The sequence below is a fragment of the Parahoeflea olei genome, from assembly GCF_001703635.1.
In the GTDB taxonomy this organism is placed as follows: domain Bacteria; phylum Pseudomonadota; class Alphaproteobacteria; order Rhizobiales; family Rhizobiaceae; genus Hoeflea; species Hoeflea olei.
Window position 1 is genome coordinate 543,854 of sequence record NZ_LQZT01000001.1, and the last position, 12,110, is coordinate 555,963.

12 protein-coding genes are annotated in these 12,110 nt (G+C 64.9%); 4 read left to right on the forward strand and 8 right to left on the reverse strand.

Annotation, left to right across the window (positions count from 1 at the left end; genetic code table 11):
• The first annotated feature begins 98 nt into the window (after positions 1-98).
• The 3 genes from AWJ14_RS02475 to AWJ14_RS02485 all read left to right on the forward strand — a co-directional run bounded on the left by AWJ14_RS02475 (position 99) and on the right by AWJ14_RS02485 (position 2,714).
• Positions 99-1,163: an ABC transporter ATP-binding protein gene (locus AWJ14_RS02475; protein WP_066174453.1), complete on the forward strand. Its 1,065-nt coding sequence runs from the start codon at positions 99-101 to the stop codon at positions 1,161-1,163.
• 147 nt (positions 1,164-1,310) lie between these two features.
• Positions 1,311-1,763, forward strand: a complete 453-nt coding sequence (locus AWJ14_RS02480) for an RbsD/FucU family protein (protein ID WP_066174455.1) — start codon at positions 1,311-1,313, stop codon at positions 1,761-1,763.
• A gap of 30 nt (positions 1,764-1,793) precedes the next feature.
• Positions 1,794-2,714, forward strand: a complete 921-nt coding sequence (locus tag AWJ14_RS02485; protein ID WP_066174459.1) for a ribokinase — start codon at positions 1,794-1,796, stop codon at positions 2,712-2,714.
• A gap of 23 nt (positions 2,715-2,737) precedes the next feature.
• Here the strand turns inward: AWJ14_RS02485 and AWJ14_RS02490 are convergent, their stop codons facing one another.
• From AWJ14_RS02490 to AWJ14_RS02520, 7 genes are all read right to left on the reverse strand, one after another.
• The gene (locus tag AWJ14_RS02490) at positions 2,738-3,508 is read right to left on the reverse strand and encodes a carbon-nitrogen hydrolase family protein (RefSeq protein ID WP_066174461.1); all 771 of its coding nucleotides are present in this window, start codon (positions 3,506-3,508) and stop codon (positions 2,738-2,740) included.
• A 101-nt stretch (positions 3,509-3,609) separates the two neighbouring features.
• On the reverse strand, positions 3,610-4,776 hold the full coding sequence (locus AWJ14_RS02495) for an iron-containing alcohol dehydrogenase (protein WP_066174463.1): 1,167 nt from the start codon (positions 4,774-4,776) through the stop codon (positions 3,610-3,612).
• Positions 4,777-4,799: 23 nt separating this feature from the next.
• Positions 4,800-5,636: an ABC transporter permease gene (locus AWJ14_RS02500; RefSeq protein ID WP_083219960.1), complete on the reverse strand. Its 837-nt coding sequence runs from the start codon at positions 5,634-5,636 to the stop codon at positions 4,800-4,802.
• Positions 5,633-6,511, reverse strand: a complete 879-nt coding sequence (locus tag AWJ14_RS02505) for an ABC transporter permease (protein ID WP_066174465.1) — start codon at positions 6,509-6,511, stop codon at positions 5,633-5,635. Before AWJ14_RS02505 ends, AWJ14_RS02500 begins: the two co-directional genes overlap by 4 nt.
• A gap of 2 nt (positions 6,512-6,513) precedes the next feature.
• Complete coding sequence (locus AWJ14_RS02510) at positions 6,514-7,611, reverse strand: ABC transporter ATP-binding protein (RefSeq protein ID WP_066174468.1); 1,098 nt, start codon at positions 7,609-7,611, stop codon at positions 6,514-6,516.
• An 83-nt stretch (positions 7,612-7,694) separates the two neighbouring features.
• Positions 7,695-8,825, reverse strand: coding sequence for an ABC transporter substrate-binding protein (locus tag AWJ14_RS02515; RefSeq protein WP_171904801.1), 1,131 nt, complete (start codon positions 8,823-8,825; stop codon positions 7,695-7,697).
• 69 nt (positions 8,826-8,894) lie between these two features.
• On the reverse strand, positions 8,895-10,220 hold the full coding sequence (locus AWJ14_RS02520) for a glutamine synthetase family protein (RefSeq protein ID WP_066174473.1): 1,326 nt from the start codon (positions 10,218-10,220) through the stop codon (positions 8,895-8,897).
• 142 nt (positions 10,221-10,362) lie between these two features.
• Between AWJ14_RS02520 and AWJ14_RS02525 the strand changes: the two genes are divergently transcribed.
• Positions 10,363-11,160 (forward strand): helix-turn-helix transcriptional regulator, encoded by a 798-nt coding sequence (locus AWJ14_RS02525; RefSeq protein ID WP_066174475.1) that lies wholly within the window; start codon positions 10,363-10,365, stop codon positions 11,158-11,160.
• A 58-nt stretch (positions 11,161-11,218) separates the two neighbouring features.
• Here AWJ14_RS02525 and AWJ14_RS02530 read toward each other — a convergent pair whose 3' ends face one another.
• Positions 11,219-11,809 (reverse strand): NAD(P)H-dependent oxidoreductase, encoded by a 591-nt coding sequence (locus AWJ14_RS02530; protein ID WP_066174832.1) that lies wholly within the window; start codon positions 11,807-11,809, stop codon positions 11,219-11,221.
• Positions 11,810-12,110: the final 301 nt, after the last annotated feature.

Here is a 12,110-nt window from a genome sequence, read left to right on the forward strand (position 1 = left end):
GTCAAGCATCTAACATGCTAGCATGATTGGATGATAGACACGGGCTATCAGCTGCGTTACGACTTGCCGACCGGAGCAGCGCAAACCACGGGGGCGGCATGGCGGACGTCAGGATCGAGAAGCTCTACAAGGCCTACGGCACGCTCGAGGTCATTCATGGCGTCGATGTCGACATTCCGGATGGCGAATTCGTCGTGCTGGTCGGCCCCTCGGGCTGCGGCAAGTCGACTTTGCTGCGCATGATCGCGGGCCTTGAGGGCGTGACGGCCGGGGCCATCAAGATCGGCGGACGTGTTGTCAACAACCTGCCCCCCGCCGAGCGCAACATCGCCATGGTGTTCCAGAACTACGCGCTCTACCCGCACAAGACGGTTGCGGCGAACATGGGCTTTGCGCTCAAGATGCAGCGCATGCCGAAACCCGAAATCGACGCGCGCGTGGCCAAGGCCGCAGAAATCCTGGGCCTGAAACCCTATTTGGGGCGCTATCCGCGCGAGTTGTCCGGTGGCCAGCGCCAGCGCGTCGCCATGGGCCGCGCGATCGTGCGCGAACCGCAGGTGTTCCTGTTCGATGAGCCCTTGTCCAATCTCGACGCCAAGCTCCGGGTGCAGATGCGCACCGAGATCCGCGAGCTGCATCAGCGGCTGGCGACGACCACGGTCTATGTCACCCACGACCAGATCGAGGCCATGACCATGGCCGACCGGATCGTGGTGATGCGCGACGGCCATATCTCGCAGCAGGGCGCGCCGCTCGAGCTCTACGACCGCCCCGCCAATGTTTTCGTCGCAGGCTTCATCGGCTCGCCGTCGATGAATTTCCTGGAAGGGCACGTCTCGCGCCAGGGCGGGACGGTCAGTATCCTGGTCGATGGGGTGACCCTTCCGGTCACCGACAGGCCGGGGCTCGAAGAGGGGCGCAAGGTGACCTACGGCATCCGCCCGGAACATCTGGCGCTCGATCAGGCCGGCTTTGAGGCCAAAGTGACGGTGGTCGAGCCGACCGGACCGGAGATCCATCTGGTGCTGCGGGTCGCTGACCGCGAGATCATCGCCGTGTTGCGCGAACGCCACCCGATCCGTCCGGGCGACACGATCCGCATAGCTCCGCAGCCGCAGATGGCGCATCTGTTCGATGCGGAAACCGGTCTGCGGATCGAATGACGGGATGAGGTGCGCGCGGCCGGGGTTCAGGTCCGCCCGGCCCCTGTGATTGGGGGAGACCGTTCGGCACGCAAGAGGCGACCGAACGGGGACAAATTGACAACCGGACCGCCGGACTGGCGGCCGGACCTGCAGGGAGGAACAGACATGCTCAAGGGACTCGATCCCCGTTTGAACGCCGAAGTTCTCTACGCGCTGCGCGCCATGGGCCACGGCGACATGCTGATCATCGCCGACACCAATTTCCCCTCCGATGCCATCGCGCGGCAAACGGTGTTCGGGGAATTGCTGCGGATGGACAACCTGACCGCCGGCGAGGCCGCCGAGGCGGTGCTGTCGGTGCTGCCGCTCGACAGTTTTGTCGATGATTTCGCCGGGCGGATGGAGATCGTGGGCGAGCCCGACACCGTTCCGCCGGTGCAAAGCGAAGTGCAGCAGGCCATCGATGCGGCCGAGGGAAAGCCGCGGCCGATGGTCGGCATCGAGCGTTTCGCCTTCTATGACATGGCCAAGCAAGCCTATGCGGTGATCCAGACCGGCGAGCGGCGGTTCTATGGCTGCTTCATGTTCCGCAAGGGCGTGATCGCCCCCGACGACTAGACCCGGAGCAAGGCCCCAGGGAGGAACTGCATGGCCAAGGTTGTCATTCTCGGTGTCTTCGTCGCCGATACCGCCTATCGTGCCCAGCGCGCGCCGCGCATGGGCGAAACCATCCTGGGCGAAAGCTTCGCGCTCGGCCCCGGCGGCAAGGGCTCGAACCAGGCGGTGGCCGCGGCGAAGGCAGGCGCCGAGACCCATTTCATCACCCGCCTTGGCCGCGACACCTTCGCCGAGATGGCGCTCAAGACCTGGGCCGAGGCCGGCGTCACCCCGGCCGTCACCCAGCACGACGAGGGCTATACCGGCGCCGCCTATATCTTCGTGGAAGCGGGTACCGGCAACAACGCGATCATCGTCTGCCCCGGCGTGGCGGGCGAGATCTCGCGCGCCGACATGGACGCGCGTGCGGAGCTGATCGGCTCGGCATCGGTGTTCGTGACCCAACTCGAACAGCCGATGGACGCCGCGCACCGCGCGCTCGAAATCGCGAGGGATGGCGGCGCGGTCACGATCCTCAATCCCGCGCCTGCCGCCGATCTGCCCGCAGGCATGCTCGCGCTTTGCGACTACGTGACCCCCAACGAATCCGAGGCCGAAGCCCTGACCGGGCTTCCGGTAACGACGCTCGAGGAAGCGGTGCTGGCGGCGGAAAGGCTGATTGCCATGGGCGCCGGCGCGGCGGTGATCACGCTCGGCGAAAAAGGCGCGCTCTATCACGACGGCAAGACAGGCACGCATGTGCCCGCCTTCGATGCCGGCCCCGTATGCGAAACCACCGGCGCCGGCGATGCCTTCAATGGCGGCTTTGCCGCAGCCCTCGCCCGCGGCTTCGCCCCGGTCGACGCGGTTCGCTACGGCTGCGCCACGGCCGGCATCTCCGTCACTCGCTCGGGCACGGCGCCCTCGATGCCTTCGGCGGACGAGATCGACGCGCTGCTTACCCGCAGCTGAGCGCCCAGGAAGGGGGGCCGGTTCTACAGAAGGTCCCGGAGATAGGTGTTTTCGCTGCGCGACCGGTCATAGGCCGACGGGTCGACATCGGCGGTAAGCAGCGCCTCCGACAGCTCGGCCGTCGCCAGCGCCGAGCCGTCGGGCGCGGCGACGATCGACCGGCCGGCAAACTCGAAATCCCCGTCATTCCCGCAATTGTTGACATAGGCCACGAAGATCTGGTTCTCGAAAGCGCGCACCGGAACCATCTTCTCGGCGATGAACGTGCCCGAGGCGCCCGCCGGCGTCGCGGTCGGCACCACGATCAGCTCCGCGCCGGCAACGGCCAGCCGCCGCACATTTTCCGGGAACTCGACATCGTAGCAGATCAGCATGCCGAGCGTGATGCCTTGGTGGGTGAACAGGCAGCTCTGCGGCGCCTCCGGCGTAAACAGCGCACGCTCGTAGTCGCCGTAAAGATAGGCCTTGCGGTAGACCGAAGGCGGGGTCGTGCCATCGGCATAGACGGCGGAATTGTAGACCGCGCTGCCGGCCTTCTCGGCGAAACCCGCGACGATGGCGATGCCGCTGCGGCGCGCGACTTCCTCGAGCCGGCTCACCGCCGGGCCGTCCGCAGGCTCGGCCAGATCGACCATCCGCTCCCCACCGCCATAGCTCATGAGGCTGAGCTCCGGCGTGACCAGAAGCGAGGCGCCGGCCGCTGCCGCCTGTTTGGCGGCGCGTTCGATGCGCGACAGGTTGGCGTCGACATTCGCGCCGGCGGTCTGCATCTGCAAGGCGGAAATACGGATCATGGCGGCTCCTTCAGGGGTAGCGGGCCGGAATGCGCCCACCCGCGCAAACGCCTGTCCGCGCGCTGTGGTTCCCGTTGAGCGACAGGGGCGAAAGCGGCACGTTAGCCTATCGCAGCCCTCAGGATCCGTTTCAAGCCCTGCTCGTCGAGCGGCACCGGGTTGCCCCCGGCGCACGGATCGACCACGCCCATGGCCGCGACCCTGTCGACGTCGATATCGGTGAGGCCCATTGCGGTCAGCGTCTCGGGGATGGCGAGCGTTTCGCGCAGGGTGCGGATCCAGGTGACAACGCCCGCAGCGCTTGCATCCGGGAGATCGAGGAAACGGCCGAGGAAATCGAGCTTGTCGCGGATCGCCGGCATGTTGAATTCGACGACATAGGGCATCAGCACCGCGTTGAGCAGGCCATGCGGGGAATCATGCAGCGCACCCAGCGGATGGGCCAGCGCGTGAATGGCGCCAAGCCCCTTCTGCAGCGCCACGCAGCCCATGCCCGAGGCAATCAGCATCTGCCCGCGCGCCTCGAGATTGCCGCCGTCGAGCGTGGCGACCGGCAGCCATTGCGCGATCAGGCGCAGCGCATTGAGTGCCACGCCCTCGGCCATCGGATGGAACGACGGCGCGCAATAGGCCTCGAGCGCATGCGAGAGCGCGTCCATACCGGTCGCGGCGGTGATGTGCGGTGGCAGCCCGGTCGTCAGTTCCGGATCCATCACCACCACGTCGGGCATCATGCGGGGATGGAACACGATTACCTTGCGGTGCTCGTGTTCGTGCGTGATCACCGAAGAGCGGCCCAGTTCCGAGCCGGTGCCCGCCGTCGTCGGCAGGGCGATCACCGGAATGAGGTTCGACGTGTCCGCGCGCGTCCAGTTGTCGCCGATGTCTTCGAGATCCCACATCGGGATCGTCTGGCGCGCCATCAACGCGATCGCCTTGGCGGCATCGAGCGCGCTGCCGCCGCCGATGGCGACGACGAGATCATGCCCGCCGGCACGCAAGGCGGCGACGCCGTCGGCGACATTGGTGCCCGTCGGGTTCGGCTTGACGTTCGCAAACAGCGCCACCTCGAGCCCGTCGCCGCGCAACGCCTTGAGCGCGCGCTGCACCGGATAGAGATCCTTGAGCCCGTTGTCAGTCACCACCAACGGCCGGTTGCAGCCGAGTTCGCGGGCGATGGCGCCGAGCTGCGAAACGCGGCCATTGCCGAACCGCACCGAGGTCGGAAAGCTCCAGTTGCTGGACACGATCTGGGTATGAAACGACATCGTAACTGCCTTCTTGGTAATCTTCAGGAAAGGGGCTGGGCGGCGTTCTGCCGCCTCAGCGCGCGCCGGCGCATGAACTCCGCGAGGCCCACCAGGATCAGCGCCGGAATGAAGTTCAGCGTCGCGAGCGCCGGATAGATCGGCGACGAGCCGACGGCGATGCCGCTATAGACGAAGATCGGCAGCGTGCGGTCGGTGCCCGACAGCGAATAGGAGACGTAGAAATTGCCCCAGGAGAGCAGGAACGCGAAGATCCCGGCCGAGAAGATGCCGGGCCACAGCAGCGGGAAGGTGATCTCGCGGAACACTTCCCAGCGGTTGGCGCCGGCATCGCGCGCGGCGTCTTCCAGCGTCTCGTCGAAGCCGTAGACCTGAACGGCGACGATCACCAGCGCGAACGGCGTGATATAGACCACATGGCCGATGATGACGGTGGCGAGACCAGCGGAGAAATTAAGCCAGTTGCCCAAGACCGAGAACCACAACAGCATGACCACGCCCAACAGCAGCTGCGGGAACAGCAGCGGCGCGAAGGTAACGATGCGGAACAGGGTGCGGAACCGGAAATAGTAGCGGATCCAGGCAATCGCGCCGGCAGTCCCGAGCACGGTCGCGATCACGGTGGAAACGGCCGCCACGATCGCCGAATTGATCACCGCGGGAAAGAAGTCGGGCTTGGCGATCAGTTCGCCATACCATTCGAGCGAAAATCCTTCGATCGGGAAGGTCAGCACCCGGCTCGAGGTGAACGAGAACGCCACCAGCGTAACGATCGGCGCATAGAAAAAGATGAGCAGCAGCACGATGGTGCCGACGAGAGCCGTATCGACGAAAGCATTCTTGACGCGTTGCGACATCATGCCGGCTCCCCCCTGCGCGATGGCGTGCGACGGAACACGAAGCCCGCAGCAAGCGCGAGCGTCAGCGCGCCGATGGCGATCAGCACGATCGTCAGCGCCGCCCCGAGCGGCCAGTTGACCCGCGTCTCGAAGCTCTGCCGGATCAGTTCCGAGGCAAGTGGCGAGGTGCCGCCGCCGAGCACCTTGGGCTCCAGGAACGCGCCGAGGCTGAGCACGAAGACCAGCACCGCGCCGGAATAGAGCCCCGGCTTCGACAAGGGCAGCGTGACTTCGAAGAAGGTGCGGATGCGCGAGGCGCCGGCGTCATAGGAGGCGAGGATCAGGTCGCGGTCGAGCCGCGCCAGCGACAGGTAGATCGTGAACATCGGATAGACGGCCAGATTGTAAACCATGCCGATCATGGTTCCGGTGGGCGTGAACAGGATGTCGAGCGCCTCCGGCCCGAAGCCGAGATAGGACAACAGCCAGTTGGCGACGCCGTTGCGGTCGAGCACCAGGATCCAGCCGAAGGTCTTGAGCACCGCATCGGTCAGGAACGCGAAGATGATCAGGATCTGGATCTGGGTGTTGTAGGTCTTGAGCCGCGTCGTCAGCGCATAGGCCGCCGGATAGGCGATCACCACCGAAATCGCCACGCAAATCAGTGCCATGCCGACGGTGCGCAGCATGATCGTCCAGTAATGCGGCTTGGAGAAGATCTCGGTCCAGATCTTGAGGTCCCAGGTCCAGTTGAGCCGGTAGTACTGCGTCGTCTGGAAGGTGAGCACCACCGTCATCGCGAGCGGAATGAGAAAGAAGACCAGCATGACGAGCGCCAGCGGCATCACCGCTGCCACCAGGACCGGGTCGTTCCATGTCTTGCGCTGGCTTTTCATGGCTACTCCGACAGCAGGAAGGCGCGGGCGGGCTCAAAGCCGATCCGGACCTCTTGATCGACATCGGCAGCGAGTTCGAACGAGCCCGGCAGGTCCATCACCACCGGCGCTTCGAGCCCGGCAACCCGGATGCGGTATTGCGTCGACGACCCCTTGATGAAGTATTCGTCGACCACGCCGCTCAGCGTCCAGGTCTCAGGCCCGGGCTCGCCCTTGACGAAGGTGATGGATTCGGGGCGGATCAGAAGCGATTTGCTGCCCGCGCCGAGGAATTCGGAAACATTGCCGGGCGCGATCACCGCGGGCGCGCCGGAGGCCAGCGACGAACTCACCGTCATGCCGCCATTGCCGGCGGGGGCCACATCGACGGGCAGGAAGTTCGTCTCCCCGATGAAGCCGGCGACGAACATATTGGCCGGGCGATAATAGATGTCGGTCGGCGTGCCGGTCTGCACCACATGGCCCGAGCGCATCACGCAGATCTTGTCGGCGAGCATCATCGCCTCTTCGAGATCATGCGTGACCAGAACGAAGCTGGTGCCGATCTCGCGGTGCAGCTTCTTGAGCTCGGCCTGCAGCGATTTCTTGAGCTTGGCGTCGAGCGCGCTCATCGGCTCGTCGAGCAGAAGCACGCCCGGCTGCGAGACCAGCGCCCGCGCCAGCGCCACGCGCTGCTGCTCGCCGCCCGAAAGCTGCGCCGGAAAGCGGTCGAGATAGGCGATGTTGAGATGCATCAGTTCGAGCATGGACCTAACGCGCCGGTCGATCTCGGCAGGATCGACCTTCTGCAGCTTGAGCGGAAAGCCGATATTCTGGGCGACGGTCTTGTGCGGGAACAGCGCGAGCTTCTGGAACACCATCCGGGTCGGCCTCTGCGCCGCCGGAACGCCGCGCATGTCCCTACCCTCGATTTCGAGCAAACCGTCAGTCGCCTCCTCGAACCCGGCGAGAATTTTCAGAAGCGTGGTCTTGCCGCAGCCCGACGGGCCGACGAGGGCGACGAATTCGCCTGCGCCCACCTCGAGCGAGACGCCGTGCAGCGCCCGCACCCGGCCGTAGTCCTTGATGATTTGAGACGCATCGATGATCGGGGTTGCCAAGAGGAGCTTCCTCGCTGTGGTAAATGGCTGCCGGCGCCGCCCGCTCATGAAAACGGGCGGCGTCTTTCGCTTTGGGCCTCGCCTTAGCGGGCCGCGAGTTCTTCCTGCCAGATGGCGAGCATGTCGTCGATGTTCGGCGCCACGGTGTGGAACTGGCTGTTGTCCCAGGCGGTCCACATGTAGTCCATCTGCAACGCCTTCTTCTCTTCCTCGGAGAACAGCGCTTCGGCCTTGGCATTGGGCACCAGGTTGCAGGTGGCCTCGGTGATGGCGAGATGCTTGGCCACTTCCGGCGAAACGATGTATTTCAGGAAGTCGGCGGCAACCTGCGAGTTCTTGCCGTTGTCGATCAGGCCCGTGGCTTCCATCCAGATGATGCCTTGCTTGAGCCCGTCCTTGGGTTCGGGCACGATCGACTGGATGTAGTCGTGACCCTTGAGCCGGAGCGACGAGGTGCAGTAGGTGCCGCCGCCGATCAGCGCGCGGAACGAGCCGTCAAGCAGGCCCTTCTGGGCAATCGCCAGGTCGCCGACGATGGCGCGTGTGTTCTTGAAGGCAGCACGGAGAACCTTGCGGACTTCGCCGAGCGCTGCGTCGTCGAGTTCCTCGTAGGGGTTGACGCCGGCATAGAGCGCGAGCGGCATGATCGGCCAGTCACCCCAGTCGAGCAGGCAGATCTTGTCCTTGTAGGCGCTGTCGAACACCGGCGCATAGCTCGACCAGGTTTCGAGCTTGTCGAACTTGGTGTTGACGGTCGGGCCGACCCAGCCCCAGCGCGTGGGCAGGCCGGTGGCCTTGCCGTCGAACTGCAGCGGCTCGAACGGCGCCTGGAACTGCGGATAGAACTCGGCATACTGGTCGGCGAACTCGGCGTCGTCGAGGAAGCGGCAGAAGCCGGCGGGGCCCATGCGCTGGATCCAGGGGCTGTCGGAGGACACGAGATCGAAATCGCGCGAGGCGCCGGCTGCAAGCTTGGCGAAGCCGCCGGCCGAGTCCGTGATCAGGTCGACGGCGATGCTGACATCCTTGTCCTTCTGGAACGGATCGAGGATCGAAGGCGCGTTATAGCCTTCCCAGCACATGTAGTTGAGGCTCTCGGCGGCCGAGGCGCCGCGCGGCAGGCCGAACAGGCCAGCGCCTGCGGCGGCGAGGCCGATGCCGCCCATGCCCTTAAGCATCGAACGGCGGTTGATGTCATTTGGAAGCTTTTGCATCCTGTCTGTTCCCTTCTTCTTCATGTCGGTTTCTTTCTTCGGTCAAACACAAGACCCGCGGAGAACGGGTCAGACGATCCCCAGGTAGCGCCTGATCTCCCACTCGCTCACCTGTTTCTGGTACTCGGCAAACTCGACCTGCCTGGAGCCGACGAACCAGTCGACGAACTCCGCCCCGAAGATCTCGCGCGCCACCGGGCTGCGGTCGAGGCGATCGGCCGCCTCGCCGAGATCCCGCGGAAAGGCGGCGTCGGCAGCGGGTGCAGCGGCATAGAAGTCCTCGCCGCTGCCCGCCGGCGGCTCGATTTCGTTGCGGATGCCGTAAAGCCCCGCCCCCACGCAGAGCGCAAGCGCGAGATAGGGATTGGTGTCGGCCGAGGGGACGCGGAATTCGAGCCGCGTGGCCTCGGGGCTGTCGTTGATCACGCGCACGGCGGCCGTCCGGTTCTGGACGCCCCAATTGGAGGAGGTCGGCGCCCAGGCGCCGGGCACCATCCGCTTGTAGGCATTGACGGTCGACGAGCACATCGCCAGCAGCTCCGGCATCAGCTTCACGAGCCCGCCGATGAAATGTCGCGCGGTCCGGCTGATGCCGTCCGCTGCGTCGGGATCGGCGAAGGCCGGATTGCCGTCGCGGTCGCGCAGCGACACATGCAGGTGGCCCGACTGGCCCGACAGCGCCGGCGACAGTTTCGACATGAAGCTGACCGTCAGGTCGTTGCGCGAGAAATAGGCGCGCGCGAAATTCTTGAACAGCATCGCATCGTCGGGCGATTTCATGCCGGTGGCATAGGTCAGCGGCGCCTCGAAACACCCCGGACCGAGTTCGGTGTGGATCGCATCGAGCCCGACGCCAAGCGTGGTCATGGTCTCATCGAGCCCCGCAAGCAGGTCTCCGTGCATCGCCGATGTCTGCAGCGAATAGGTACGGTTGCCGGGGGCGAATTGCTTGAGGTCACGATATTTCTTGGCGCGCAGGCTTTCCTGCGTCTCGTCGAAGACGAAGAACTCGAATTCGAAGGCCGATACCACATCGAAGCCGATGGCGGCCGCTTCGTCGATCAGCGCCTTGCAGACATTGCGCGGCGACCGCTTGCCGAAATCGCCCTCGAAATCGGCCAGGCAGATGGCGCTGTTGTCCGCGAAGGGATATCTGCGCACGGTGTCGGCGAACAGCCTCGCCGGACGGTCGACGAAGGCGCCGTCCAGATAGGTCTTCTCAGCGATATCCCAGAAATAGAGAACCTCGCAGAAGGGATAGCCGGATTTGCCGAGCTTGACGGCCTTGTCGGCCGAGACCAGCTTGTCGCGAAACTCCCCTTCCGGGTCGACCATGCCGACATGGACGGATCTGGCATTGATCTTCTCGAGCGCAGCTTGCAAATTGGCGGGCATTTATTTCGGGCCTGGCTTGGTTGTCTTGGCAACAATCGCCTCAGGTTAGGTCCGGTTCGAGTGCAAGAAAATAGCCCGATGGGGATAGACGTGGCAGTCTTGCCGTGGTCCGTTCTGCCGGCAGAAAAGGAGAAGTCTACCGGTGGACAAGGCATTTGCAGCGTGGAACGAGGCGATTGCAAAGGCGATCGCATCTGTCGGCACGCCACAATTCGCCCCACGGCTCGGCGACGCCCTGTCCAGCATCCTCGATTTCGACATCCTGATGGTGTTTGCCTATCTCGGCACCGACAAGCCGGTCTGCCTGCACCACAACATGACGCCGATGCGCGCACGCACGGTGGTGGACGCCTATGTGTCCGGCCCCTACGTCCTCGATCCGTTCTACAACACCGCCAATGATCCGGCGGCATCCGGCGTCAGGCGACTGCGCGACATGGCGCCCGACCAGTTCCACAAATCCGAATATTACCGTCGGCATTACAAGCTGACCGGCATCCGCGACGAGGTCGGCATCCTGTGCCGGCCCGCCGGCTGGACCGGCGTCGTCGTCAGCTTCACCCGTCCGGTCACCGCACCGGCCTTCGGGCGCCACGACATCAAGGCGGTCCGCGCCGCCCAGCCGGTGATCCAGATGCTGGCCGACAGGCACTGGAGCCGCAGCACCTCAGCCGGGGAAGCTTCGGACAAGCCGCCGGCCCCGCCGCGCGACCCGATCATCGCGCCGCTCAACAGAATGACCGACGGCATTCTCACACCGCGCGAGATCGAGATCACCGCGCTGGTGCTTCAGGGCCATTCCAGCGGTTCGATCGCCCGGCACCTCACCATCGCCGAAGGGACGGTGAAGAACCATCGCAAGAACATCTATCACAAGCTCGACGTGTCGAGCCAATCCGAGCTGTTCGCGATGTTCATCCAGCAACTGTCCGCGCACTGAACCGTGCGAGGCGACCACAGCCGCCGGCATCGGCCCGGCCGGGGGCACGGGACGGAACTCAGGCCAGTTTTGCGGTCATGTTCACGAGCCGCCGGGCCTGATGCGCCACCGAGGCCTTGCCCTTGTCGCTGATTTTGCCCGGCTCCATGGAGTAGCCATAGGGGTTGCCGCCGGTTTCGAAGATGGCCTGGTCGGTGTAGCCCGGCGCAACGATGATCGCGCCCCAATGCATGGCCGTGGTGTAGAGCCCGATCAGCGTGGTCTCCTGGCCGCCGTGCGGGTTTTGCGCGCTGGTGGTGGCGGTAAAGGTCTTGTTGGCGAGCTTGCCTTCGAGCCAGAGCGGGCCCAGCGTGTCGATGAAGGCGCGAACCTGGCTCGGGGCCGAGCCGTAGCGGGTCGGCACACAGAAGAAATAGCCGTCGGCCCACAGCATGTCGTCATGGCTGATTTCGTCGATCGCGGAAGCGCGTTCCACCTGCGCCTTCCAGGCATCCTGGCCTTCCACAACGGATTTCGGCGCGGTTTCGGCGAAGCGGCGAAACCGGACATCGGCGCCGGCCGCCTTGGCTGCCTCGACCGCGGCCTCCGCCACGCCCTGGTTGGTGCCGTAGGTGCTGTAAAACGCAATCAGTATCTTGGGGGATGCCATGTCTGTCTCCTTGATTTCCAATTGTCTGGGGTTTCCAATTGTCTTGGGTTTCCAATTGACCGGGGTTTCCGGTTGACCGGCGCGAGCCGCCGGGGTCGTGGCCGCCCCGCCCATGCAGAACCGAGCGGATTGGCGACAGCGCTTTCGTCACGCCCCGTCGGGGCTGTTCGTGGCCGCCATCGCATCGACCGGGGCCGCATCGAAACACCGTCCGTCGGGCTGCACCACTCCTCGCCGGCCCATAGTGTGTTGCGGCGGCTCCTGATAGCAAACGATGCAACGCCCTCCCGGTTCCAGCGAA

Bases quoted from the DNA above. Each gene is read 5' to 3' on its own strand.
- AWJ14_RS02475 (WP_066174453.1), top strand. From the start codon at position 99: ATGGCGGACGTCAGGATCGAGAAGCTCTACAAGGCCTACGGCACGCTC.
- AWJ14_RS02480 (WP_066174455.1), top strand. From the start codon at position 1,311: ATGCTCAAGGGACTCGATCCCCGTTTGAACGCCGAAGTTCTCTACGCG.
- AWJ14_RS02485 (WP_066174459.1), top strand. From the start codon at position 1,794: ATGGCCAAGGTTGTCATTCTCGGTGTCTTCGTCGCCGATACCGCCTAT.
- AWJ14_RS02490 (WP_066174461.1), bottom strand. From the start codon at position 3,508: ATGATCCGTATTTCCGCCTTGCAGATGCAGACCGCCGGCGCGAATGTC.
- AWJ14_RS02495 (WP_066174463.1), bottom strand. From the start codon at position 4,776: ATGTCGTTTCATACCCAGATCGTGTCCAGCAACTGGAGCTTTCCGACC.
- AWJ14_RS02500 (WP_083219960.1), bottom strand. From the start codon at position 5,636: ATGATGTCGCAACGCGTCAAGAATGCTTTCGTCGATACGGCTCTCGTC.
- AWJ14_RS02505 (WP_066174465.1), bottom strand. From the start codon at position 6,511: ATGAAAAGCCAGCGCAAGACATGGAACGACCCGGTCCTGGTGGCAGCG.
- AWJ14_RS02515 (WP_171904801.1), bottom strand. From the start codon at position 8,825: ATGCAAAAGCTTCCAAATGACATCAACCGCCGTTCGATGCTTAAGGGC.
- AWJ14_RS02520 (WP_066174473.1), bottom strand. From the start codon at position 10,220: ATGCCCGCCAATTTGCAAGCTGCGCTCGAGAAGATCAATGCCAGATCC.
- AWJ14_RS02530 (WP_066174832.1), bottom strand. From the start codon at position 11,809: ATGGCATCCCCCAAGATACTGATTGCGTTTTACAGCACCTACGGCACC.